Source organism: Ideonella sp. WA131b (assembly GCA_023657425.1).
GTDB lineage: Bacteria > Pseudomonadota > Gammaproteobacteria > Burkholderiales > Burkholderiaceae_C > Rubrivivax.
Genome location: JAGTJW010000001.1, coordinates 606,183 through 630,273 on the forward strand (window position 1 = coordinate 606,183; position 24,091 = coordinate 630,273).

General features: G+C 72.1%; 23 protein-coding genes. 12 read left to right on the forward strand and 11 right to left on the reverse strand.

The features are described 5' to 3' along the window. Window positions 1-19 precede the first annotated feature (19 nt). The 4 genes from KA711_02905 (at window position 20) to KA711_02920 (ending at window position 3,287) form a co-directional block, all read left to right on the forward strand. Window positions 20-937 carry an amidohydrolase family protein gene (locus tag KA711_02905; protein ID MCM0607933.1) on the forward strand — a complete coding sequence of 306 codons (918 nt, stop codon included), beginning with the start codon at window positions 20-22 and terminating at the stop codon, window positions 935-937. 105 nt (window positions 938-1,042) lie between these two features. Further along, the gene (gene ligA / locus KA711_02910) at window positions 1,043-1,483 is read left to right on the forward strand and encodes a protocatechuate 4,5-dioxygenase subunit alpha (GenBank protein ID MCM0607934.1); all 441 of its coding nucleotides are present in this window, start codon (window positions 1,043-1,045) and stop codon (window positions 1,481-1,483) included. Window positions 1,484-1,497: 14 nt separating this feature from the next. Further along, the gene (locus KA711_02915; protein MCM0607935.1) at window positions 1,498-2,340 is read left to right on the forward strand and encodes a protocatechuate 3,4-dioxygenase; all 843 of its coding nucleotides are present in this window, start codon (window positions 1,498-1,500) and stop codon (window positions 2,338-2,340) included. Further along, window positions 2,337-3,287, forward strand: coding sequence for a Gfo/Idh/MocA family oxidoreductase (locus KA711_02920; protein ID MCM0607936.1), 951 nt, complete (start codon window positions 2,337-2,339; stop codon window positions 3,285-3,287). Before KA711_02915 ends, KA711_02920 begins: the two co-directional genes overlap by 4 nt. Here the strand turns inward: KA711_02920 and KA711_02925 are convergent. Both KA711_02925 and KA711_02930 read right to left on the reverse strand, forming a co-directional pair. After that, window positions 3,187-4,899 carry a DEAD/DEAH box helicase family protein gene (locus KA711_02925; protein ID MCM0607937.1) on the reverse strand — a complete coding sequence of 571 codons (1,713 nt, stop codon included), beginning with the start codon at window positions 4,897-4,899 and terminating at the stop codon, window positions 3,187-3,189. The genes KA711_02920 and KA711_02925 overlap by 101 nt on opposite strands. Then, window positions 4,866-5,903, reverse strand: coding sequence for a hypothetical protein (locus KA711_02930; protein ID MCM0607938.1), 1,038 nt, complete (start codon window positions 5,901-5,903; stop codon window positions 4,866-4,868). Before KA711_02930 ends, KA711_02925 begins: the two co-directional genes overlap by 34 nt. Between KA711_02930 and KA711_02935 the strand changes: the two genes are divergently transcribed. The 5 genes from KA711_02935 (at window position 5,799) to htpG (ending at window position 11,713) form a co-directional block, all read left to right on the forward strand. Next, window positions 5,799-6,803, forward strand: a complete 1,005-nt coding sequence (locus tag KA711_02935) for an aldo/keto reductase (GenBank protein MCM0607939.1) — start codon at window positions 5,799-5,801, stop codon at window positions 6,801-6,803. The genes KA711_02930 and KA711_02935 overlap by 105 nt on opposite strands. A 159-nt stretch (window positions 6,804-6,962) precedes the next feature. Next, the gene (locus KA711_02940) at window positions 6,963-7,592 is read left to right on the forward strand and encodes an outer membrane beta-barrel protein (protein ID MCM0607940.1); all 630 of its coding nucleotides are present in this window, start codon (window positions 6,963-6,965) and stop codon (window positions 7,590-7,592) included. 56 nt (window positions 7,593-7,648) lie between these two features. After that, window positions 7,649-8,368 carry a response regulator transcription factor gene (locus KA711_02945; protein MCM0607941.1) on the forward strand — a complete coding sequence of 240 codons (720 nt, stop codon included), beginning with the start codon at window positions 7,649-7,651 and terminating at the stop codon, window positions 8,366-8,368. Continuing rightward, window positions 8,346-9,734, forward strand: coding sequence for a HAMP domain-containing protein (locus KA711_02950; GenBank protein ID MCM0607942.1), 1,389 nt, complete (start codon window positions 8,346-8,348; stop codon window positions 9,732-9,734). Before KA711_02945 ends, KA711_02950 begins: the two co-directional genes overlap by 23 nt. Before the next feature lie 101 nt (window positions 9,735-9,835). Further along, the gene (gene htpG / locus KA711_02955) at window positions 9,836-11,713 is read left to right on the forward strand and encodes a molecular chaperone HtpG (protein MCM0607943.1); all 1,878 of its coding nucleotides are present in this window, start codon (window positions 9,836-9,838) and stop codon (window positions 11,711-11,713) included. A 6-nt stretch (window positions 11,714-11,719) separates the two neighbouring features. On the opposite strand, the gene KA711_02960 is transcribed toward htpG, so the two are convergent. Then, entirely contained in the window at window positions 11,720-12,787 is a 1,068-nt protein-coding gene (locus KA711_02960; GenBank protein ID MCM0607944.1) for a serine/threonine protein kinase, read from the reverse strand. 153 nt (window positions 12,788-12,940) lie between these two features. Between KA711_02960 and KA711_02965 the strand changes: the two genes are divergently transcribed. After that, a complete protein-coding gene (locus KA711_02965) occupies window positions 12,941-13,321 on the forward strand; it encodes a transcriptional repressor (protein MCM0607945.1) in 381 nt (126 codons plus the stop codon). Between the two features lie 40 nt (window positions 13,322-13,361). Here KA711_02965 and KA711_02970 read toward each other — a convergent pair whose 3' ends face one another. Both KA711_02970 and KA711_02975 read right to left on the reverse strand, forming a co-directional pair. After that, window positions 13,362-14,765: a heavy metal sensor histidine kinase gene (locus tag KA711_02970; GenBank protein MCM0607946.1), complete on the reverse strand. Its 1,404-nt coding sequence runs from the start codon at window positions 14,763-14,765 to the stop codon at window positions 13,362-13,364. Continuing rightward, window positions 14,762-15,514, reverse strand: coding sequence for a heavy metal response regulator transcription factor (locus tag KA711_02975; protein MCM0607947.1), 753 nt, complete (start codon window positions 15,512-15,514; stop codon window positions 14,762-14,764). Before KA711_02975 ends, KA711_02970 begins: the two co-directional genes overlap by 4 nt. A gap of 209 nt (window positions 15,515-15,723) precedes the next feature. Between KA711_02975 and KA711_02980 the strand changes: the two genes are divergently transcribed. Further along, the gene (locus tag KA711_02980) at window positions 15,724-16,125 is read left to right on the forward strand and encodes a hypothetical protein (GenBank protein ID MCM0607948.1); all 402 of its coding nucleotides are present in this window, start codon (window positions 15,724-15,726) and stop codon (window positions 16,123-16,125) included. 67 nt (window positions 16,126-16,192) lie between these two features. Here the strand turns inward: KA711_02980 and KA711_02985 are convergent, their stop codons facing one another. The 6 genes from KA711_02985 to KA711_03010 all read right to left on the reverse strand — a co-directional run bounded on the left by KA711_02985 (window position 16,193) and on the right by KA711_03010 (window position 22,124). Then, the gene (locus KA711_02985) at window positions 16,193-16,474 is read right to left on the reverse strand and encodes a hypothetical protein (protein ID MCM0607949.1); all 282 of its coding nucleotides are present in this window, start codon (window positions 16,472-16,474) and stop codon (window positions 16,193-16,195) included. Window positions 16,475-16,493: 19 nt separating this feature from the next. Beyond that, on the reverse strand, window positions 16,494-17,618 hold the full coding sequence (locus tag KA711_02990; GenBank protein MCM0607950.1) for an FAD-dependent oxidoreductase: 1,125 nt from the start codon (window positions 17,616-17,618) through the stop codon (window positions 16,494-16,496). Then, a complete protein-coding gene (locus tag KA711_02995; protein MCM0607951.1) occupies window positions 17,615-18,253 on the reverse strand; it encodes a TIGR04282 family arsenosugar biosynthesis glycosyltransferase in 639 nt (212 codons plus the stop codon). The genes KA711_02990 and KA711_02995 overlap by 4 nt, the downstream gene beginning before the upstream one ends. Before the next feature lie 9 nt (window positions 18,254-18,262). Next, window positions 18,263-20,443 (reverse strand): FAD-dependent oxidoreductase, encoded by a 2,181-nt coding sequence (locus tag KA711_03000; protein ID MCM0607952.1) that lies wholly within the window; start codon window positions 20,441-20,443, stop codon window positions 18,263-18,265. Window positions 20,444-20,493: 50 nt separating this feature from the next. After that, window positions 20,494-21,498, reverse strand: a complete 1,005-nt coding sequence (gene arsS, locus KA711_03005) for an arsenosugar biosynthesis radical SAM protein ArsS (protein MCM0607953.1) — start codon at window positions 21,496-21,498, stop codon at window positions 20,494-20,496. Window positions 21,499-21,590: 92 nt separating this feature from the next. Further along, the gene (locus tag KA711_03010) at window positions 21,591-22,124 is read right to left on the reverse strand and encodes a DUF3047 domain-containing protein (GenBank protein ID MCM0607954.1); all 534 of its coding nucleotides are present in this window, start codon (window positions 22,122-22,124) and stop codon (window positions 21,591-21,593) included. Between the two features lie 437 nt (window positions 22,125-22,561). Between KA711_03010 and KA711_03015 the strand changes: the two genes are divergently transcribed. Beyond that, window positions 22,562-24,091 (forward strand): YdiU family protein, encoded by a 1,530-nt coding sequence (locus tag KA711_03015; protein MCM0607955.1) that lies wholly within the window; start codon window positions 22,562-22,564, stop codon window positions 24,089-24,091.

Here is a 24,091-nt window from a genome sequence, read left to right on the forward strand (position 1 = left end):
GACAGGATCCATTCCCGACATGAGTCCATTCACGAAAACACCCGGCTGGCTGGACTGGCACGCCAGCCCCAGCAAGCCCCGCTTCCGGCTGCCGGCGGCCGCGGTGGACGCGCACTGCCACGTGTTCGGCCCCGGTGCCGAGTTCCCGTATGCCCCGGAGCGCAAGTACACGCCTTGCGATGCGAGCAAGGCGCAGCTGTTCGCGCTGCGTGACCACCTCGGTTTTGCGCGCAACGTCATCGTGCAGGCCACCTGCCACGGCGCCGACAACCGTGCCATGGCCGACGCCTGCGCCACGAGCGGCGGCCGGGCGCGCGGTGTGGCCACCGTGCGCCGCAGCGTCAGCGATGCCGAGCTGGAGAGCCTGCACGCTGCAGGCGTGCGCGGCGTGCGCTTCAACTTCGTCAAGCGGCTGGTGGACTTCACGCCCAAGGACGAGCTGATGGAGATCGCCGACCGCATCAAGGCCCTGGGCTGGCATGTCGTCATCTACTTCGAGGCGGTCGACCTGCCCGAGCTGTGGGACTTCTTCACCGCGCTGCCCACCACCGTGGTGGTGGACCACATGGGCCGGCCCGACGTGCGCAAGCCCGTGGACGGACCCGAGTTCGCGCTCTTCCTGAAGTTCATGCGCGAGCACGCCAACGTCTGGAGCAAGGTCAGCTGCCCCGAGCGGCTGTCCGTCTCCGGCCCGAAGGCCCTGGACGGCGAGCAGGCGGCCTATCGCGACGTGGTGCCGTTCGCGCGCACGGTGGTCGAGAGCTTCCCCGACCGCGTGCTCTGGGGCACCGACTGGCCGCACCCCAACCTGAAGGACCACATGCCCGACGACGGCTTGCTGGTGGACTTCATCCCGCACATCGCGGTCACGGCCGAGCTGCAGCGCAAGCTGCTCGTCACCAACCCGATGCGCCTGTACTGGCCCGAAGACCGATGAGGCGGGCCTTCACGCGCACTTCGACAGGCTCCGTGCGAACGGTCTGCCCTTTCGGGCTGAGCTTGTCGAAGCCCCTTTGGCTCACCGCTGCGGAGGCTTGAACCCATGGCCCTGGACAAACCGTATCTCGACGTGCCCGGCACGACCATCTTCGACGCCGAGCAGTCGCGCAAGGGCTACGCGCTCAACCAGTTCTGCATGAGCCTGCTGAAGGCACCCAACCGCGAGCGCTTCCTGGCCGACCCGCGCGCCTACCTCGACGAATGGCCCATGACGCAGGCCCAGAAAGACGCCGTGCTCGCGCGCGACCTCAACCGCTGCATCGCCGAGGGCGGCAACATCTACTTCCTGGCCAAGATCGGCGCCACCTACGGCAAGAGCTTCCAGCAGATGGCCGGCAGCATGACGGGCATGACCGAAGAGGAGTACCGCGACATGATGATCCGGGGCGGCCGCTCCATCGAGGGCAACCGCCACACCGGTGAAGACGGCAGCGCGCAGCCGCAGCGCCAGCCGCAGGGCAGCGCCCCTTCGACAAGCTTCTAGGCGGAATTCAGCCCATGGCCCGCATCACCGCATCGGTCTACACCAGCCACGTGCCGGCCATCGGCGCCGCGCTCGATCTCGGCAAGACCCACGAGCCCTACTGGCAGAAGGTCTTCGCCGGCTACGAGTACAGCAAGCAGTGGCTGCGCGAGAACCGGCCCGACGTCATCTTCCTCGTCTACAACGACCACGCCACGGCCTTCAGCCTCGACCTCATCCCCACCTTCGCCATCGGCACCGCCGCGCAGTACCAGCCGGCCGACGAGGGCTGGGGCCCGCGGCCGGTGCCCGTCGTCCAGGGCCATCCGGATCTCGCCAGCCACATCGCGCAGAGCGTGATCCAGGACGATTTCGACCTCACCATCGTCAACCGCATGGACGTCGACCACGGCCTCACGGTGCCGCTGAGCCTGATGTGCGGGCAACCCGCCGAATGGCCGTGCCCGGTGATCCCGTTTGCCGTCAACGTGGTGCAGTACCCGGTGCCCAGCGGCCGCCGCTGCTTTGCCCTCGGCCGCGCCATCCGCAAGGCCGTTGAGCGCTACGACGAGCCGCTGAAGGTGCACATCTGGGGCACCGGCGGCATGAGTCATCAGCTGCAGGGGCCGCGCGCCGGGCTCATCAACGCCCAGTGGGACGGGCGCTTCCTCGACCGCCTGATCGGCGAGCCCGAGGCGCTGGCCCAGGTGCCGCACATCGAGTACGTGCGCGAGGCGGGCAGCGAGGGCATCGAACTCGTGATGTGGCTCATTGCCCGCGGGGCCATGAGCGATGCGCCGCCGGTCGTCAAGCACCGCTTCTATCACGTGCCCGCCAGCAACACGGCCGTGGGCCACCTGATCCTGGAGAACGCATGAAGACCCTCAAGGTCGCGCTGGCCGGTGCCGGCGCCTTTGGCCTGAAGCACCTCGATGCCCTGAAACTCATCGATGGCGTCGAGGTCGTCAGCCTCGTCGGCCGCGAGCTCGACAAGACGAAGGAAGCCGCCGCGAGGTACGGCGTCGGCCACGTCACCACCGACCTGGCCGACACGCTCAAGCTGCCCGGACTGGACGCCGTGATCCTGGCCACGCCCACGCAGATGCACGCCGCGCAGGCCATCCAGTGCCTGCAGGCGGGCGTGCACGTGCAGGTCGAGATCCCCCTGGCCGACAGCCTGCGCGACGCTTACGCGGTGGCCGATCTGCAGGCCAGGACGGGCCTGGTGGCCATGGTGGGCCACACCCGCCGCTTCAACCCCAGCCACCAGTGGGTGCACGAGCGCATCGCGGCGGGTGAGTTCGCCGTCCAGCAGATGGACGTGCAGACCTACTTCTTCCGCCGCACGAACATGAACGCGCTGGGCCAGACGCGCAGCTGGACCGACCACCTGCTGTGGCACCACGCCGCGCACACGGTGGACCTGTTCGCCTGGCAGTGCGGCAGCCCGGTCGTGCAGGCGCACGCGATGCAGGGGCCCATACACCCCACACTCGGCATCGCCATGGACATGAGCATCCAGCTGAAGGCCGCCAACGGCGCCATCTGCACGCTCTCGCTCAGCTTCAACAACGACGGCCCGCTGGGCACCTTCTTCCGCTACATCGGCAGCACCGGCACCTACATCGCGCGTTATGACGACCTCGTCACCGGCAAGGACGAGAAGATCGACGTCTCGATGGTGGACGTGTCGATGAACGGCATCGAGCTGCAGGACCGCGAGTTCATCGCCGCCATCCGCGCCGGCCGCGAGCCCAAGGCCAGCGTGGCGCAGGTGCTGCCCTGCTACGAGGTGCTGCACCAGCTGGACCGACAGCTGAACTAGGAGTGTGGGCGGCAGAAATCCAGCCCCGCGCCGGGGCGGCCAGCGCTCGCAACACGCGGGCCCGGTCCAGCATCGTGGCAGCGCCGCCTGTCTCCACCGCAGCCTGCGGCGCACCACCCTTCAGCAGCTCCAGGCCCAGGTCCATCTGTTGTGCCGAGCGCGGCTGTGCATCCGGCGCCCAGTTCGCCACCCACTGTGCAGGCTGCGCCGCCTGCCAGTCCAGGCCCGCCAGCACGTCGCTGTCGTACTCGAGATCGCGGCGCTGGCCGTCGGGCTGTACCCAGGTCACGCGCGGCACGACGATGCGGGTGCCTTGCCAGGCCCCGCGGCGCTGCTGCTTCACGGGGCGCGGCGACTCGGGGTCCGCGTCACCGCCACGCACGGCCGAGCCCAGGTCGCCCATGCCTTCGCCTTCCAGCGACTTGCGGATCGCTTCCACCACCTTGCCCGTCTCCGCGTCGTGGCACAGCACGTAGCAGGCATCCAGCGCCGGCCGGCCGGTCTTCGCCACCTGGGGCAGCCGCAGCACACGGCCCACCAGCTGGGTCATCGCGGCCAGGTTGCGGCCCGCCGCCAGCGTGCACAGCACATAGGCGAACGGGCAGTCCCAACCCTCCTGCAAGGCCTGCTTGGTGATGATGGCGCGCACCTCGCAGGAGGGTGAGAGCAGGTCGATGTTCTCGGGCGCCGCCAGGTCGTTGCGTTCGCTGGTCTTGATGGCGATGTGGCGCGGCTGCAGGCCCAGGGCCAGCAGGTGTTCGCGTGCATCCTCGGCGTGGATGAACCCGGCGTCGCGCAGGTCGGCCCCGGTGCGCTCCACCTGCACCAGCAGGATGGGGCGGATGCAGCGCGCCGTTTCGCCCTGCAGGGCCTCGGCCTCGCGTTGCAGTGCGTCCAGTTGGGCACGGCCTGCAGCAGCGCATGGTGGGCGGCCAGGTCGTCTTCGCGTGGCAGGAAGCCCATCACGCGGCCGCTGTCGGCAAAGAACTTCAGCGTCTCCCTGTTGCGCCGGGCGGCGCCGGGCGGCACCGGCCAGCATCCGCAGCATCACGCACAGGTGGCCGTCCACGTCCTGCCGTGTCAGAGGGTGTGTCTTCTCCAGCACCTTCACGCGGCCGGCACCGGCCACGTTGAGCAGTTGGCGGTACGGAAGCTCGCGGTTGGCCAGCGCCTTGGGCGTCTGCGTGTAGATCGCCTCGTTGGGCACCACCCACAGCACCAGGCCCGTGCTCCGGCGCAGCCACCCCTGCAGGATCTGGCCCACGGCGGCGGCAGCCAGCAGCGTCTTGCCGCCACCGGTGGGCACCTTCAGGCAGACGTTGGGGATGGCGCGGCCGGCGCCGTCCCAGCGGCTGTGGTGCTCCGCGCTGTGGTCCTTGTGCAGGGGCGGCGGCAGGGCGCCGGCCTTGCGCAGCGCTTCCCAGGTGTGCCGGGGACAGTCGGCGAGCTGGCGAAGCGTCTCTTCGGCACCGTCCATCATGCGCAGCGCCTCGGCCTGCTGGACCGTGGAAGCCTGCTGCCGACGCAGCTCGGTGATGTAGCGCTCCAGTTGCTCCAACACACGGCGCTGGAAGTCCTTCAGCGACACCCCGCCCACCGGTGCTGGGCCCACGGCGGCGCGGCGAAGTCCACGCCCAACGCCTGCCAGGTGGGCAGGTGCTCGCCGCTGAGCATCTTCTCCAGGCTCAGCGGCTCGCCCAGCGTGCAGCAGGTGAAGCTGCCGCCCAGGCCCGGTGCATGCTCGCTCACGCGGCGCACGCCTTCGACGCGCAGCACGCCGTCGTCGACCTTGGCCTCGATGGCGTGGAAGCGCTTGGGCGCGTCCTCGCCCGGGTCGGCCAGGTCGCCTTCGGCAAAGCCTTCGCGGGCCTTGATGGCGTCCACCTGCGCCAGCAGGGCATCGGCCTGCTTCAGCTGCGTGTAGGTGATCTTCTGCTCCAGCAGCGTTTCGCGCTGCGTGCCCTCCCACGCATAGCCGCGGATGGCAAGGCGCAGGCGCTCGGCGGTGAGCGTGTCGGCGTAGGCCTCGCCTTCGACAAGGATGAAGCGGCGCGTGCCACCGTCCTTGGCGTTGGCCTTGAGCACGGCGTGGGCGGTGGTGCCGGAGCCGGCGAAGGAGTCGAGGATGAGGGAGTCGGAAGCACCGCCAATCTCCAGCACACGCAGCAGCAACTCCACGGGCTTGGGCGTTGCGAACTCGGCGCTGTCTTGCGCGGCGCCCAGGCGGACAGCACGGTGACCGGCAGGGCCAGAGCCCCCGGCAGCAGGCCGAGTCGCGCCGCGATGGTGAGGTTGACGGCTCTCATGAGCAGGACCTTCAGCAAGGACGGGTGGTCGGTCGATCCGGGTTCGTGCCCGGTAGCAGGTTCGACCGGATGTCGGAGCGACGGGCCGGACTTTGGGGCGGGAACTGAGCCGGAGCCTGAGCCGCGTTTTCGGGCGACGTGCCCGGCCGGCATGGGCAGAATCGGCGGCGGCCGCAGCAAGCGGCCGCCAAGAGCCCGTCTTCCCATGCCTCACGATCCCCGCCCGCTCGGGCCCTTCCTCGTGCGCCCGCTCGGCCTGGGCTGCATGAACCTCAGCCACGCCTACGGCCTGCCGCCGCCGCCCGAGCAGGGCGAGCGCGTGCTGCTGGAGGCGCTGGACGCCGGCGTCGACTTCTTCGACACCGCCGCGCTCTACGGCTTCGGCGCCAACGAGCGCCTGGTGGGCCGCGTGCTCGGCCCGCACCGCCACCGCTTCGTGCTGGCCAGCAAGGGCGGCATGACCGCGCAACCGGTGGGCGAAGGCGGCGCGCTGCAGCGCGTGATCGACGGCCGGCCCGCGAGCATCCGCCGCGACTGCGAGGACAGCCTCCAGCGCCTGGGCACCGAGGTCATCGACCTGTACTACCTGCACCGCTGGGACAAGGCCGTTCCCATCGAGGAGAGCGTGGGGGCGATGGCCGATCTGCTGCGTGCCGGCAAGGTGCGCGCGCTCGGCCTGAGCGAGGTCTCGGCCGCGACGCTCAGGCGCGCCCACCGCGAGCACGCCATCGCCGCGCTGCAGACCGAGTACAGCCCCTGGACGCGCAACCCCGAGATCGCCGTGCTTGAGGCCTGCCGCGAGCTGGGCACGGCCTTCGTCGCCTTTAGCCCCGTGGGCCGCGGCGCGCTCACCGACACACCGCCCGACCCCGGGGCCTTCGACGCCAAGGACATCCGCCGCTCGATGCCGCGCTTCGCCCCCGCCCACTGGCCGGCCAACCAGGCGCTGCGGCAGCGGCTGGCGGCGCTGGCGCGCCAGGCCGGCTGCACCACGGCGCAGCTGTCGCTGGCCTGGGTGCTGTCGCGCGGGGCGCACGTGCACGTCATCCCGGGCACCACGAGCGTCGCGCACCTGCAAGAGAACCTGGCCACGCCCGCGCTGCCGGCGGCGGTGCTGGCCGCCGTGGGTGCTCTGATGACGCCGCAAGCGCCCTCGGGCCAGCGCTACGGTGAGCAGGCGCAGGGCGAGGTGGACACCGAGGTGGCCTGAGCATGCGCGGCGCCGCGCGGCGGGCGGCTGGCGACAGGCGACAGGCTCTGGAAAGTCGCCGGTAAGTCGAGCCGGCCGACGATGCGGTCCGCCGCCCGTGGTGGCCACTTCAACCTCCTGGAGCTCCACATGCCCTGCCTCAGCCGCCCGCCCCTTGCGATGTTCGCTCTGACCCTCACCGCCTCCCTTGTTGGCGCCGCGCCGGCCGCCGCACGGGCACAGGAGCGCCCGTGGAGCGTCACGCTCGACGCCGGCCTCAGCAGCGCCAGCGACCCCGATTTCGCCGGTGGCCGCCTGAGCACACGGGGCGGCCCGGCCTACGGCGGCGCCATCGGTCGCCGCCTGGGCGACGACTGGCGCGTCGAGGCGGCGCTGATGTACCGCAGCCACCCGGTCAAGGCGGTCAGCAGCCCCGGCTTCGACGCCCGCCCGGCCGACGCGGACTGGGCATCCCTCTTCGTCACCGTGAACCTGATCCGTGACTTCGCGGCGTTCAAGCTGGGCCCTGCCCAGGTTCGCCCCTACGTCGGCCTGGGCTTGGGCCGTGCGCAGGAGGTGGATGCCGACCTGACCAGCGGTGGCAGCCCTCGCGAGTTCTCGGGCTCGCGGAGCGCCTGGCAGGCCATGGTCGGACTGCGCTGGGACTACGGCAGCCCCTGGGTGGCCGACATCGGCCTGACGCTGGCCGACGCCGGCCGCGTGCGCCTGGCGGCCTCCGGAGGGGGTGCCGCGGTGGAGGCGCGCTACCGAGCGGCCACGCTCATGGCGCGGCTGGGCTATCGGTTCTGACCGCCTCGGCGCTGCAAGCGAACGCGCCCGCTGGCACCGGCTTCCAGACTGGCAACGTGAACCGCATTCTGCTGGTCGAAGACCACCCCGCCATGCGCGATCTGGTGCAGCTCGAGCTCGCCCAGGCCGGCATCGCGGCCGACGCGGTGTCGCGCATCGGTGAGGCCGAGGCTTGCCTGGCGCAGTCGAGCTACGCCGCGCTGGTGCTCGATCGTGGGCTGCCCGAGGGAGACGCGCTGCCCTGGTTGAAGCGGCTGCGCGGGCGCCAGCTGCTGCTGCCCTGCCTGCTGCTGACGGCACGCGATGCGTTGCACGACCGCGTCGACGGCCTCGAGGCCGGCGCCGACGACTACCTGCCCAAGCCTTTCGAGCGCGAGGAGCTGGTGGCCAGGGTGCGCGCGCTGCTGCGGCGCCAGCAGGCTTGGGTCAGCAATGCCCCGCAGTGGGCCGGGCTGGTGGTTGACCCCATCAGCGCGCGGCTGACTTGCGGCCGAACGAGCGTCAACCTGGCCACCAGCGAGCTGCAGCTGATGATCGCGCTCGTGCGCGCGCAGGGCGCTCTGGTGCGCCGCGCCGCGCTCGAGGAGGCTGCCTGGGGCCTGACCGAGCCGGTGACGCCCAACGCGCTCGACGTGGCGCTGCACCGGCTGCGCCGCAAGCTCGCGCTGGTGGCGCCGGGCGTGCTGGTCATCAACACCAAGGGCGTGGGCTACTCGCTGCAGCAAGGCGACCAGCCAGGCCCGGAGGACGCGGATGCCGGGTCCGCGCCGCGCTGAAGACCGCACGCCCAGCCTGGCTGTGCGCCTGGCGCTGGGTTTCGCCCTGGCCTTCGCATCGACGGCGCTGCTGGTGGTGGGCGTGCAGGCCGTGCTGGCCGAGCGATTCGGGCATCGCGTCACGCAGATGAGCATGGCCGGACAGACCGAGGACATCTTCGACGGCTTCGTGTTCGATGAGCACCGGCGGGTCATCGACGTGCGGCTGCCTGCCGAGGACTCGATCGGCTTCGACGACTTCTTCGCGAACCTCAAGTACCGGGTGCTCGACCAGACAGGCAAGGTGGTGGCCAGCAGCGAGACCGACCGCCGCTCGCTGCTGCCCGGGCGCCCGGTGGCGGAGCAGGACGGCTTCTTCGGCGTCGTGCCGGTGGACGGGCGCGACTTCTTCGTCGGCGTCTGGGCGCGTGAGCTGCACGGGCACCGCTACCTGTTGCAGCTGGGGCGCAGCGACCGCTTCGAACTGCTGGCGCGCGAGGCGCTGACACCCGCCATCACCGACACCGTGCTGGTGCTGGGCTCGCTGTCGGCCATGATCTTCTCGCTGGCCGGTGCGCTGGCGGTGCGCTCGGTGCTGCGGCCGATCCGCCGCGTCGAGGCAGCGGCACGCGACGTCGGCGGCCGCAACCTGGCCGCACGGCTGCCCGAAGACGGTCTGCCGGCCGAGATCCGCCCTCTGGTGCAGGCCTTCAACGGCGTGCTGGAGCGTCTGGAACGCTCGTTCCAGGAGCAGGACCGCTTCATCGCGAACGCCGCTCACGAGCTGAAGACGCCACTGGCGCTGGTGCGAGCGCAGCTCGAGGCCGGACCACCCGGGCCCGAGGTGCAGGCCCGATTGCTGCGCGAGCTCGATGGCCTGGGGCGCCAGGTGCAGCTGCTGTTGCAGTTGGCCCAGGTGGCCGATCGCCAAACGCTGCGCCGCGGCCCGACGCAGCCCTTGGTGGTGGCCCGCACGGTGCTGGAGCACCTGGCCTTCCAGGCCGAGCGGCGCGACATCAGCCTGCGCCTGGAGGACAACAGTGCCGGACAGCCCATCGACGCCGATGCCGGTGCGCTGTTCGTGCTGGTGAAAAACCTGGTGGACAACGCGCTGGGCTTCGCGCCGCCCGGCAGCGCCGTCGAGCTGCGGCTGGAGGGCACCGGGTTGAGCGTCAGCGACCGCGGGCCCGGCGTGCCCCCGGAGCTGCGCGAGCACGTGTTCGAGCGCTTCTGGCGAGCGCCTGGGCAAGCGCGCGCCGGCTCGGGCCTCGGGTTGGCACTGGTCCGCGAGATCGCCCACGCCCACGGCTGGACGGTGCACTGCACCGAGACACCGGGGGGCGGCGCCAGCTTTGTGCTGCGATGGGCGGGCCCGGCGGCTGACTAGAAGCGTGGGCGGCAGAAATCCAGCCCCGCGCCGGGGCTCTTGAAATCCGTCGCGCTGCCTCCATCCTGGACAGACCCCGCGGTTTCTATCCTCCGACTCCCATGGACAAAAAGACGCTTTCCTTCCAGGCCGAGGTGCAGCAGATCCTGCACCTCGTCACGCACAGCCTGTACAGCAACAAGGAGATCTTCCTGCGCGAGCTGGTCTCCAACGCCTCGGACGCCTGCGACAAGCTGCGCTTCGAGGCCCTGGACCAGCCCGCGCTCTGGGAAGAGCAGCCCGAGCTGAACGTGCGGGTGTGGTTCGACGCCGAGAAGAAGACCCTCACCATCCGCGACAACGGCATCGGCATGAGCGCCGAGGAGGCCGTGGCCCACCTGGGCACCATCGCCAAGAGCGGCACGCGCGAGTTCCTCGGCAGGCTCGAGGCGGACAAGAAGAAGGACGCCAATCTCATCGGCCAGTTCGGCGTGGGCTTCTACAGCGGCTTCATTGTGGCCGACCGCATGACGGTGGAAACCCGCCGCGCCGGGGCCCCGGCCGGCGAGGGCGTGCGCTGGAGCAGCACCGGCAGCGGCGACTTCGAGGTCGAGACGATCGAGCGCACCGAGCGCGGCACCGACGTCATCCTGCGCCTGCGCGAGGGCGAGGAGGAGTTCCTCAGCGCCTGGAAGCTCAAGTCCATCATCGCCAAGTACTCCGACCACCTGAACCTGCCGGTGCTGATGCGCAAGCAGACCTGGGACGAGGACAAGAAGGAGCAGGTCGACACGGACGAGTGGGAGCCCGCCAACAAGGCGCAGGCCCTGTGGACACGCAGCAAGAGCGACATCACCGACGCCGAGTACACCGCGTTCTACAAGCAGATCAGCTACGACCAGGACGCGCCGCTGGCCTACACGCACAACCGCGTGGAGGGCCGCACCGAGTACACGCAGCTGCTGTACGTGCCCAAGAAGGCACCCTTCGACCTGTGGAACCGCGACAAGCGCGGCGGCGTCAAGCTCTACGTCAAGCGCGTCTTCATCATGGACGACGCCGAGGCGCTGATGCCGGTGTACCTGCGCTTCGTCAAGGGCGTGATCGACAGCGCCGACCTGCCGCTGAACGTGAGCCGCGAGCTGCTGCAGGAGAGCCGCGACGTGAAGGCCATCCGCGAGGGCAGCACCAAAAAAGTGTTGGGCATGCTGGAGGACGTGGCCGAGAACCAGAAGGACACCTACGCCGATTTCTGGGCGCAGTTCGGCAACGTGCTAAAAGAAGGCATCGGCGAGGACTACACCAACCGCGAGCGGCTGGCCAAGCTGTTCCGCTTTGCGAGCACGCACGCCGACAGCGGCGTGAGTCTTGCGGACTACGTGGGCCGCATGAAGGAAGGCCAGGACGACATCTACGTCATCACCGCCGACAGCCTGGCGGCGGCCCGGAGCAGCCCGCAGCTGGAGATCTTCCGCAAGAAGGGCATCGAGGTGCTGCTGCTGGTGGACCGCGTCGACGAGTGGATGCTGAGCCACCTCCACGAGTTCGACGGCCACACCCTCACCAGCGTGGCCAAGGGCGCGGTCGACCTCGGCAAGCTGCAGGACGACGCCGAGAAGCAGCAGGCCGAGGCCGCCGCCGAGGCCGCCAGGCCGCTGATCGAGCGCCTGAAGAAGACGCTGTCCGAGCGCACGAAGGATGTGCGCGTCACGACGCGACTGGTCGACAGCCCGGCCTGCATCGTGGCCGACGAGGGCGACATGAGCGCGCACCTGGCGCGCATGCTCAAGTCCGCCGGGCAGGACGCGCCCAAGGCCAGACCCATCCTGGAGATCAACGCCGAGCACGCGCTGGTGAAGAAGCTGGACTCCGCCGAGGAGAGCGAGCGCTTCGACGACCTGGCCCACATCCTGCTCGACCAGGCCGTGCTGGCCGAGGGCGGCGTGCTCGAAGACCCGGCCGCCTACGTGCGGCGCGTCAACGCGCTGCTGGTGGGCTGACGGGGCTCAGTCGCCCATCAGCTCCAGCTGCTCTCGCAGCAGCGTCGTCTGCTGGCTCCAGTAGGCGGCGCTGCCGAACCACGGGAAGTGGATCGGGAAGGTGGGGTCGCTCCAGCGTGCGGCCAGCCAGGCGCTGTGGCGCAGCATGCGGCGCGTGCGCAGCGGCTCGATCAGCGCGCGCTCGCGGTCGTCGAAGTCGCTGAAGTCCTCGTAGCCGCGCAGCAGCACGTCGAACTGGCGCGCCATCGTCGGCGCGTCGCCCGATACCAGCATCCACAGGTCCTGCACCGCCGGGCCTTGCAGCGCGTCGTCGAGGTCGACGATGTGGGGGCGGCCAGGGTCGCCCTCGGCGCTGCCGGGGCGCCACAACACGTTGCCGATGTGGCAGTCGCCGTGCAGGCGCAGCGTGGCAAGGGCGCCGCTGGCCGCCACCCGCTCGAACGCCATGGCCACGGCCGCTGCCGCCGCCTCGGCGCTGGCCTGCCAGGCCGGTCGCTCGGCCGGCGTCACGATGTCGGCGTCGATCAGCGCCTGCACGGCCCGCGCCGCGTCGGCCGGGGCGAGCCGCTCGCGGTGTGCGAAGCGACCCTGGCGCCCGACCGCGTGCAGCCGCCCGATGAAGCGACCGAGCTGCGCGAGTACGGCCGGGTCGTCGAGCTCGGGCTCGCGGCCGGCGCGGCGCTCGGCCACGGCAAAGCGGTAGGCCGTGCCGTCGACGTCGTGCCAGGTGGCCAGCGTGGCCGGCTGGCCCTGCAGCTGCAGCCGCTCATCGGCCGGCTGCAGCACCCAGGGCGGCACGACCGGCACCTCGGCAGCGGCGAGCTGGAGTGCGTAGGCATGTTCTTCGAGGATCTGCGCATCCGTCCAGCGCCCGGGCCGGTAGAACTTGGCCACCACCGCGCGGCCGTCCTCGAGCATCACCTGGAAGACGCGGTTCTCGTAGCTGTTGAGCTGCAGCAGCCGTCCGTCGCCACGCAGACCGGCGGCGTCGAGCGCCCCGAGCACCTGCTGCGGGCCCAGGCCGGCGTAATGCGCCTGCGGCGCCGAGGTGGGGGTGTTCCGGGACAGGTCCATCGGGCAGGCCGGGTGTCGGGGAGGCGGGCCCCGGGTGCCAGAGCGGCCACCGGCCGCGCGTGTGGCCGGGCTTGCGGTGATTCTTGCATGCGGGTGCCGCGCTCAAGCGGTGCCGTCGCCCCGGGCAGGACGATCCGTTACCCTCGCGGCCCGATGGAACGCAACACCCGCCAACGCACCGCCATCCGCGACGCCCTGCAGCGCGCCCGCCGCCCGCTGCTGCCGCAAGAGGTGCTGCAAGCCGCCCAGGCCCAGGCGCCGCGGCTGGGCCTGGCCACCGTCTACCGCAACTTGAAGATGCTGGTCGAGGACGGCGAGCTGTGCACCGTCGAGCTGCCCGGCGAGAACCCCCGCTTCGAGTTCGCCGGCCGCCAGCACCACCACCACTTCCAGTGCACGCGCTGCCAGCGCGTGTTCGACGTGCACGCTTGCCCGGGCGATCTGTCGCGCCTGGCGCCGCCCGGCTTCACGGTGCAGGACCACGAACTCACGCTGTACGGGCGCTGCAGCGACTGCGCCACCGCGCCGCGCTGACAACGGCTTGTTCGCGCCTGCCCGGGTGGCTGGCGCGTGGTCAGTGCGGCGCGATGGAGAAACCCACGCGGGTGCGCCCGTCGGCCGACTGGGCGCGCGGCTCGCCGCGGTGCATGCGGGCGATCGCCGCGACGATGGCCAGGCCCAGCCCGTGGTGACCGCCCTCGGCCGTGCAGCGCACGGTGTCGACGCGGAAGAAGCGGTCGAAGATGCGGGGCAACTGCTCCGCGGTGATCGCCGGGCCGGCGTTCTCCACCTCCACCTGGGCCGGCGCATCCAGCCCCGGCTGGGCGATGCGCACGGTGACGGCCGTCCCCGGCTGGGCGTAGCGGGTGGCGTTGCCGATCAGGTTGGACAGCGCCCGCTTGACCAGCGGCTCGTCGACCGCCACCGCAGCGTCGCCGTCGATGTGCACCGCCAGCGCCGCGTCTTCGAGCGCGGCCTCGTGGAACTCGATCACCTGGCGCGCCAGCGCGGCCAGGCTCACCGGTGCGCCGCGGCGGGCCGCTGCGCCGCGGTCTGCGCTGGCCAGGAACAGCATGTCGTTGACCATCGCCGACAGGCGCTGCAGCTCCTCGAGGTTGGCGGCCATGGTGTCCTGCAGCTCGGCGCAGCTGCGCTCGCGCGACAGCGCCAGTTCGGTGTGCCCGATCAGTGCTGCCAGCGGCGTGCGCAGCTCGTGCGCGACGTCGGCGTTGAAGCTCTCCAACTGTACGTAGGCGCGCTCCAGCCGCCCCATCAGGGCGTTGAACTGGTCGACGGCGGGCTGCAGCTCCTCGACGGGCTGCGCGAGTTTCAGGCGCTGGCCCAGGCGATCGGCCTCGATGGCGCGCGTCTGCATGGCCAGGTCCATCATGGGCGCCAGGCCACGCTTGACGGTGCGGAACACCAGCAGGCCCACGCCCAGCCCCCCGGCCAGCGCCGTGCCGAGCAGCGTCAGCGCGATGCCGGCCAGCATGGCGCGGTCTTCGCCGCAGTCCAGCACCAGCGTGCCGACGAGCCGTCCCCCACCCACCGTGGGCGGGGTTTCGATCACGAAGCGATCGGTGCGGACGCGGTCGGAGTGGATGTCGAAGGCCGGCGGGCCGTCGCGGTAGAACTCGCTGCCGTCGGCGCGCTGCAGCACCAGGTGGGTGTCGGGCCGGCGCACGGCGTAGTAGGCCATCTTGGCGATGACCTCGGCCTCGCCGAGCTGCATGGTGTTGCGCACGATCTCCTGCACGATCGAGGCCTTCACCTCCCACTGCTCGGCGTGCTTGCGCTCGAACTGGCGGCTGGTGAAGCCCCACAGCAGCGCGCACAGCAGCACCAGGCCGATGAAGGTCTGCACGGCCACCATCCAGCTCAGCCGGCGGCTGATGGAGTGGCGCACCTGCGGGCAGGCCGCCGCCGCGGGCTTGCGGCCCGCCTCCGGGTTGTCCAGTGCCGTGTCGGAGATGCTCATGGCTGACCCTCGCTGACCACGGCGTCGGGCCGGGCGGCGATTGCCGCTTCAGACGCGGCGGCGCCGGGACGCTGCTCGAGCACATAGCCCATGCCGCGTACGTTGTGCAGCAGCTTGCCGCGGAAGGGGTCGTCGATCTTGGCGCGCAGCCGGCGCACCGCGACCTCGACGACATTGGTGTCGGAGTCGAAGTTCATGTCCCACACCTGCTCGGCCAGCGTGCTGCGCGACAGGATCTGGCCCTGACGGCGCATCAGCAGCGTCAGCAGCGCGAACTCCTTGGCCGAAAGGTGCAGGCGCTGCCCGGCGCGCTGGGCCTTGCGGCTGACGAGATCCAGCTCGAGGTCGGCCAGGTGCAGCAGCGTCGGCGTGGTGGCCGGTGCCGCCGTGGCCACGCCCCGGCGCAGCAGCGCCCCGACGCGGGCCAGCAGCTCGGAAAACGCGAAGGGCTTGACGAGGTAGTCGTCGGCCCCGGCTTCCAGGCCGCGCACGCGGTCTTCGATGCGTTCGCGCGCCGTCAGCATCAGCACCGGGGTGCGTCGGCGCTCGCGCAGCGCCTTGAGCACGCCGAAGCCGTCGATGCCGGGCAGCATGATGTCCAGCACCAGCAGCGCGTAATCGCCATCCAGCGCCAGGCGACGGCCGTCGATGCCGTCGCGGGCGACGTCGACCACGTAGCCGCTCTCGCCGAGCGCGCGGTGCAGGTAGTCGGCAAGCCGGGGGTCGTCTTCGACAACGAGGATGCGCATGGCAGGGGCAGAACCGGTGCAGGACAGTGGGCCTCGATTGTCCAGCCCCCCGCCCGGGCCGTGGATTACGGATTTGTCATCCCGGCGTTCGGCTCCGGTGAACCGGGCTCGCCACAGTTCGTTCCACGCCGCAAGCACACGGCGCATCTCCCGAAAGCCAAGCAGTCCTCCTCTACCGACCCAACCTCTTCGAACCACTGGAGCCCACCATGAACCGCTTCTCCCTGATCGCCCTTGCCGCCGCCGCCGTGCTGGCCACCGCCCCCGCCCACGCCGCCCTGGGTGCCGGCGAAGGCACACCGGGCTACGCCCACGAGACGGTCGCCACGCCGGCCGGCGAGCTCAGCCGCACCGAGGTGCGCGCCGAGGCCGCGCGCGCCCTGGCCGAAGGTCGCATCGCCAGTGGCGAGGCCACCCCGACGACCACGCCGGCCGGGGCCTCCCTTCCGGGACTGACGCGCGCCCAGGTGCGCGCCGAGGCCGCCCAGGCCCTGCGACTGGGTCTGGTGGCCAGCGGCGAGGCCACAGTCGCCTACAGCGCGCCGCAGCTCACGGCGCTGCTGACCGCCGCCGACCGCGCCGACACCCTCGTCGTGGCCGCCCGGCGCTGAAGCCGGTGCCCGGTCCCGGCCACCGGCCGCGGACCGGCCCGACAACCACCCCGCGCAGCCGCCTGGTTCAGGCGCCGCGCGGGGCGAGGTCCAGGCGCGCCCAGTCGCGGAAGTCCATCTCGAAGCCGCGCAGGCTGGTTGGGCGCGACAGCCCGACCCCCCGGTCGTCCAGCGTCAGCACGCTGAACCCCTGCGCAGCGGCAAGGTCTCGGCACCGGGCACGCCGGGGTGGGAAGCCTTCATCGGGGGGCCTTCGGGCGCTGGCGGACGGCGACACCCCCACCCGCAGCACGAGGCCGGCGGGATCGGCCGCGAGTTTGGTCACGCCGGCGGCGCCGTTGTTGAGCACCCAGGAGCGTGGGCGGCGTTCAGCGTGCGGGCGCGGGGTCGGTGGCGGGGCGGAAGCGGCCCATGAAGCCGCTGTCGATGTGGTCCTTCCAGTGCCAGGCCCAGCGGCCGTGGGCGCCGAAGGGCCCGCGCGCGGCGATGGCGCGGCCGTCGGCCGTGGCCAGCAGCGCCAGGAAACGGCGCTGCGGCTCGTAGGTCTGCAGCGCACCGCCGCTGAGTGCGGCGCGCAGGTTGTGCAGCAGCACCGGACCCTGGCGCACGGCGTAGACGCCGGCCTTGGGCAGCGCCGGACCGGGCGCCCAGTTGGCGCCGTCGCCGACGGCGAACACGCTGGGGTGGGAACTCGAGCGCAGCTGTGCGTCGACGTGGATGAAGCCCTCGTCGCTGGCGGCCAGGCCGCCGCGGCGCGAGGCCTCGCGCTGCCAGTCGTGGGCCTGCGCACCGGTGGCCCACAGCACGACGCCAGCGCCGGCCAGGGTGGTGGCGTCGCCGGCTTCGCCCAGCTTGAGCGCGATGCCGGCGGCGGCCAGCGCGCGCTCGGCGGCGCGGCGGGCCGGGGCGGCAAAGCCGGGCAGCAGCTCGGCGCCGCGGCTGAACAGCGCGCCGCTCACCCGGCGGTCAGGCCGCAGGCGGCGCAAGTGGGCCACCACCGCGAGCACGCTCTCGACGCCGGCCGCGCCGCCGCCCACCGCGGCCACGTCCAGCGGCGCGGTCGAAGCGGCGGCCTGCCACCCGTGCAACAGCGCCTCCCAGCCCGGCCGCAGCGCCGACAAGGGGCGCAACGACAGCACGTGCGCATCGGCCAGCACCGGCGGCCGCAGCGTGGAGCCGACGTTCAGCGACAGCAGCGTGTAGGGCAGCACCTCGCCATCGGCCAGTTGCGCGCGCTGCGCCGCGGCGTCGAGCGCGTGCAGCTCACCGGCCACCCATCGCGCCCCAGCAGCGCGCGCCAGGGCCTGGAAGTCGATGACGATCTCGTCGTAGCGGTACAGCCCTGCCAGCCAGCCCGGCACCATGCCGGAGTAGGGCGCCAGCGCCTGCGGCGACACCACCGTGAGCGCCACGCCCGGCAGCGGCGCGAGCGCCCAGCCCTGCAGCACCTGGGCGTGCGCGTGGCCGGCGCCGACGAGCAGCAGCTGCTTCACGGCCGTGCCTCGGACCAGCCAGCCGGCAGGTGGGCCAGGTCGGCGGGCTCGTCGATGTCGGGCAGCGGCGCGAGCAGCGCCGTGCGCAGGCCGAGCCCCGCGGCACGCTCGCGCGTAGCGGCCATCACCGCCGCCGTGCTCCAGGCGATGCCGTCGAACAGCCGCGCGGGTGCCGCCGGTTGGCGCGCGAGCCCCACGAGCGCGTAGCCGCCGTCGAGCGCCGGCACGAACACGGCATCGTGCGCGGCCAGCGCCGCGGCGGCGTCGTGCAGCACGCCCGTGTCGAGCGCCGGCGCATCGGTGCCGATCAACAGCACGCGCGCATGCGTGGCCAGGCGCCGGCTCAGCGCCCGCTGCATGCGTGCCCCGAGGTCGCCGTCGCCCTGCTCCGTGAGGGCCGCTCCGTGCGCCTGCGCCGCGTCCACCAACGCCGGGTGGCTGGCGTCGGGCGCCGCGCACAGCTCCAGGGTCCCGAAGCCGGCCGCCGCGCCCTGCGCCAGCGTGTGCCGCAGCATTCGCGCCGCCAGCGCCGCCGCCGCCTCGGCGCCCAGCGCGGGGATCAGCCGCGTCTTCGCCTGCCCTGCCACCGGTGCCTTGGCGAAGACGATCAGCGCCGTGTCCGGCCTCTCACTCATCGCGCAGCTTCATCCGCGCTCCCAGGCGTGGTACTTCGCCACCCACCGCAGCAGCCTTTGCGGCGCGCGGGCGCGCTTCCACGCGCCGGCCGCGTACTTGTTGGCCTCGGCCAGCGTGGGATAGGTGTGGATGGTGGCGAGGATCTTGTTCAGGCCCAGCCCATGCTTCATGGCCAGCACGTACTCGGCCAGCAGGTCGCCGGCGTGTTCGCCGACGATGGTCACGCCCAGGATGCGGTCCTTGCCCGGCACGGTGAGCACCTTGACGAACCCGTGCGCCGTGCCATCCGCGATGGCGCGGTCGAGGTCGTCGATGCCGTAGCGCGTCACTTCAAACGGCACGCCCTGTTCCCGGGCCTCGGTCTCGCACAGGCCCACACGCGCCACTTCGGGGTCGGTGAAGGTGGCCCAGGGGATCACCGAGTAGTCGGCCTTGAAGCGCCAGAAGCGGCCGAAGAGGGCGTTCACCGCCGCGTACCAGGCCTGGTGCGCCGCCGTGTGCGTGAACTGGTAGGGCCCGGCCACGTCACCCACAGCGAAGATGTTGGGGTACAGCGTCTGCAGATAGGCGTCGGCCTCGATGGTCTTCTTCGGCGTGAGCGGGATGCCGAGCTCCTCGAGCCCGTAGCCGGTGACACGCGGACTGCGGCCCACGGCGCACAGCAACTGGTCGAACGGGATCGCGAGCTCCTGCCCGCCGTGCTGGGCGATCAGGCGTCTCTGCCCCTCCACCACCTCCACGCGCACCGCCCGGTGGCCCGTGAGCACGGCCACGCCGTCCTCGCGCAGCGCGCTTGCCACGAGCTCGGAGACCTCGGGGTCCTCGCGCAGCAGCACGCGCGGCGCCATCTCCACCTGCGTGACCTGGCTGCCCAGCCGCGCGAAGCTCTGCGCCAGCTCGCAGCCGATGGGGCCTGCGCCCAGCACGACCAGGCGCTCGGGGCATTCGGTCAGGCCCCACAGCGTGTCGCTGGTCAGGAAGCCGGCCTCCTTCAGACCCGGGATCGGCGGCACGAAGGGGCTGGCGCCGGCGGCGATGACGATGTTCTTCGTCTTCAGCACCTGTGTCGTGCCGTCAAGCAGCGTCACCGCCACCGTCCAGGGGCTGGTGATGCGGGCGTGGCCCTGGAGCACCTCCACGCCCAGGCCGGTGTAGCGCTCGACAGAGTCGTGCGGCTCGATGTCGGCAATGACACGGTGCACGCGCTGCATCACGGCCGCGAAGTCGACGCGGCCCTTTGCATCGGCCACGCCCAGGCCCTGGGCCCTCTTCAGCTGCTTGGCAAGCTTGGCCGAGCGGATGAGCGCCTTGCTCGGCACGCAGCCGAAGTTCAGGCAGTCGCCGCCCATCCGGTGGCCCTCGATCAGCGTGACCCGGGCCTTGACGGCCGCCGCGATGTAGGCACTGACGAGCCCGCCCGCGCCCGCGCCGATGACGACGAGGTTGCGGTCGAAGCGCGCTGGTCTGGGCCACTTCGCGTACACCCTGCGCCGCTGCAGCCAGCCCACGCCGGCCTTGGCCAGCAGCGGGAACAGGCCCAGCAGCACGAAGCTGCCCAGGAGGCCCGGCGAGACGATGTCGCGCGCCGACTCGATGGCCGCGAGCTGCGTGCCCGCGTTCACATACACCGCCGTGCCGACCAGCATGCCGACCTGGCTGACGAGCGCGAAGCGCCACGGGCCCATGGGCGTGAGGCCCATCAGCAGGTTGACGAGGAAAAACGGGAACACCGGCACCAGGCGCAGCGTCAGCAGGTAGAAGGTGCCGTCCTTCTTCACGCCCTCGTTGATGGGCGCGAGCTGCTGGCCGAAGCGCGACTGAACGGCGTCGCGCAGAAGGTAGCGAGCGGCCAGGAAGGCCAGCGTGGCGCCCAGTGTGGACGCGAAGCTCACGACCACGAGGCCCAGACCGAGCCCGAACATCGCACCCCCGGCCAGCGTGAGCACCAGCGCGCCCGGTATCGACAGCGCGGCGGCCAGCACATAGAGCGCGAAGAAGCTGGCCACGGTGACCAGCGGGCGCGCCTCGTAGGCCCCCACCAGCGCGTCGCGGCTGGCCTTGAGCTGATCGAAGGTGAGCAGTTGCCCCAGGCCGAAGTGCCGCCAGGCCAGCACGGTGGCCAGCGCCAGCACGGCCACCACGGTCCAGACGACGGCCTTGTTGGGGCCAGGCTTGGCGGCTTCGGCCATCACGCGGTTTCGGCCATCACGCGGCCTCGGCCATCACGCGGCCTCGGCCATCATGCGGCCTGGGCCAGCGGATCGGCCGGCGCCAGCGCGCCGCCGCAGCTGCTGCCCTGCCCGGCCGTGCAGCCCCAGCAGTGGTCGGCCACGCGGATGGCGCTGCCGGCGCCGTCGGTGTGCAGCAGCTCGCGCAGGTGGGCGCGGCCCGTCGTGGAGCCCAGCCGAGCCGGCAGCGCCAGCATCTGGTTGAAGTCGCAGTCGAACAAGAAGCCCTGCCAGTCGACGCTCACCAGGCTGCGGCACATCACCGTCTCGAGGTTCTCGTCGCGGTGGGCGCCGCGCAGCAGCGCCATGTAGCCCTCGAACGTGCCCTTGCTCACCAGGGTGCTGCCGAAGCGCCGGATGGGCATGTTGGCCAGCGCGAACAGGTGGTTGAAGCGGATGCCGAAGTGCTGCATCAGCTCGCGCTGGTAGTCGGCCTGCAGCGGGCCCTGCGGCGGCGGCAGCGACGGGCCCTGTGGGTTGTAGACGAGGTTGAGCACGAGGCCCGAGCCCGAATCTCCAGCCGGTGCGCCGTAGCCCAGCGCGTTGAGCGCCTGCAGGCCGGCGATGCTGCGCTCGAAGACACCGTCGCCGCGCTGGCGGTCGACGTTGGCGGCCGAGTAGCAGGGCAGCGAGGCCGTGACCTCCACGCCCTGCGCAGCCAGAAACCCGGCGAGGCCTTCCTGCCCGGGCTCGGACAGGATGGTCAGGTTGCAGCGGTCGATCACGCGCACGCCCAGGGCGCGCGCCGCCGTCACAAGACGGCGGAAGTGCGGGTTGAGCTCGGGCGCGCCGCCGGTGAGGTCGAGCGTGGGCACGCCGCGCGCGGCCAGCACCTCGAGCACGAGGTCGACCGTCTCGCCGTCCATCTGCTCGGTGCGCTGCGGGCTGGCGGCCACGTGGCAGTGCAGGCAGCTCTGGTTGCAGGTGTAGCCGAGGTTGACCTGCAGCGTCTCGAGGCGACGGCGCACGAGCGGCGGGAAGTCGGTCTTGATCAGCAGCGGCAGCGTCGGGTGCATGGGCAGGCGCGCCAGGGGCGCGGGTGGCGGGCCGACCACAGGCCCGATCACCCTTATACGCGCACCCCCGGCCGGAGGTAACAGCGGCCGCGTCAATCGCAGGGCTGGTCGGCGGCCACAAAGCGCAGCGCGGCGAAGCCGCTGTGGGCCGAGCCGCCGGTGTTGTCGGTGTCGGCGGCCACGGCCAGCTGCACCAGGCGCGCTCCGGGGCCGTGCAGGCGGCGGATGTCCGCGGCCACGTCGCGCCGCTCGGCCAGCCAGCGGCCGCGCTCGGCGCCGCCGCTGCGAAGCACCACCATGGTGGTGCGGCTGGTGTAGGCGTTGGGGTGCTCGCTGCCCACGGGCTGGCGCTTGTCCCAGACGTAGTTGATGGCGGCATCGGGCACCTGCTCGCCGAAGCGCGAGCGCGCCAGCGCCAGGGCGAGGCGGTCGCCAAGGCCCAGGCGATCGGGGGGCAGCGCCAGGCCCAGGTAGACGCGCGCAGCCTGGTCGTCGCCGGCCTTGCGCGTGAGGTCGGCAGCCTGGAGCACGCGCTCGATGCGCCAACGCCAGCACAGCACCGGCGTGCGCGCCAGGTCGACCTCGACCGCGCGCGCCATCAGCGACATCGCGCCTTCGGAGCGCACCTCCAGCGCGTCCTGCCCATCCCAGCGCCGCAGCGGCTAGGAGTGTGGGCGGCAGAAATCCAGCCCCGCGTTGGGCCGACTTCGGGGCCCAGGCCAGGCGCCGCGCGCAGCCCGGCCCAGGGCGCCAGGCCGGTGTCGAAACGGCCCACCCAGTCAGCGGCCTGCGCCGGTGCGGGTGCCGGCAGCAACAGGGCGACCGTCGCAGCGGCGGCGCAGAGGTTCAGGGTCATCGGCAAGTTCGGCGTTGGCGCTGGCCAGCCCCGGGAGCAGGGCCGGCGCGCATTCTGGCAGCGCGCCACGGCGCCGGCCGTGGCGGCAGGCCGGGCATGGTCGGAGCCGGCAGGGGCAGCGTGAGCATCGGTGCGGACGCGAGGCGACAGCGGGGATTCGTCCGAGGTGGCCGCAGGGTTACGGCCCCCGTGCCGCACACTGGCGGCATGAGCTTCGAATCCGCGCCCTCCGTCACCGCCGACACCGCCTTGGTGCTGCCGCCCGCCGCTTTCCCGCCCTTCGACAACAGTTACGCCCGCGAGTTGCCGGGCTTCGCCGTGGCCTGGCGGCCGGTGCCGGCGGCGCGACCGGCCCTCCTGCACCTGAACGCGCCGCTGGCGGCCGAGCTGGGGCTGGATGCCGAGGCCCTGCTCGGGCCTGCGGGCGCGGCGGTGTTCGCCGGCAATCTCGTGCCCGAGGGCGCCGAGCCGGTGGCCCAGGCCTACGCCGGACACCAGTTCGGCGGCTTCTCGCCGCAGCTCGGCGATGGCCGGGCGCTGCTGCTGGGCGAGGTGCTCGACCGCCAGGGCCGGCGCCGCGACATCGCCCTCAAGGGCTCGGGCCGCACACCGTTCTCGCGCGGTGGCGACGGCCGCGCCGCCGTGGGCCCGATGCTGCGCGAGCTGCTCATCGGCGAAGCCATGCACGCGCTGGGCGTGCCCACCACGCGCGCGCTCGCGGTGGCGGCCACCGGCGAGTGGGTGCTGCGCAACGAACGGCTGCCCGGCGCCGTGCTCACGCGCGTGGCCGCCAGCCACCTGCGTGTGGGCACCTTCCAGTTCTTCGCCGCGCGCGGCGAGCACGACCGGGTGCGCCAGTTGCTGGCTTACGCCGTGGCGCGCCACGACCCCGATCTGGCCGACCTGCCCGAGCCGGCGCGGGCGCTGCGCTTCCTGGAGCGGGTGGCGCAGCGCCAGGCGGCGCTGGTGGCGCGCTGGATGGGCCTGGGCTTCATCCACGGCGTCATGAACACCGACAACATGACGATCTCCGGCGAGACCATTGACTACGGCCCCTGCGCCTTCATGGAGGCCTACGACCCCGGCACCGTCTTCAGCAGCATCGACCACCAGGGTCGCTACGCCTACGCCAACCAGGCGGCCATCGCGCGCTGGAACCTGGCGCGGCTGGCCGAGACCCTGCTGCCCCTGCTGGACCCCGAGGCCGACGCCGCGCTGGCCCGCGCCACCGCCGTGATCGACTGCTTCCCGGGCTGGTACGAGGCCGAGTGGCGCGCCGTCTGGCGCTGCAAGCTGGGCCTGGCGCTGCCCTTCGACGACGAGGGCGACACCCGGCTGGCCGAGGCCTGGCTGCGCCTGCTGCAGGCGCAGGCGGTGGACTTCACCCAGGCCGCCCGCGCGCTGGCCCCGGCCGCCGAAGGCGACGAGGCACCACTGCGCGCCTTGTTCGCCGCCGCCGACGGCGGGCCGGCCGGCATCGACGCCTGGCTGCGGCACTGGCACGCCCGCGGCAGCCACGACGGTGCGGCCCTGCGCGCGGCCAACCCGCGCATCGTGCCGCGCAACCACCGTGTCGAGGAGGCGCTGGCGGCGGCCACGGCCGGCGACCTGAGGCCCCTCGAAACCCTGCTGGCCGCCCTGCGCAGGCCCTTTGACGACGATCCCGCGCTGGCCCCCTACGCCGAGCCTGCGCCGGCCGCGTTGACGGCGGCCTACCAGACCTTCTGCGGCACCTGA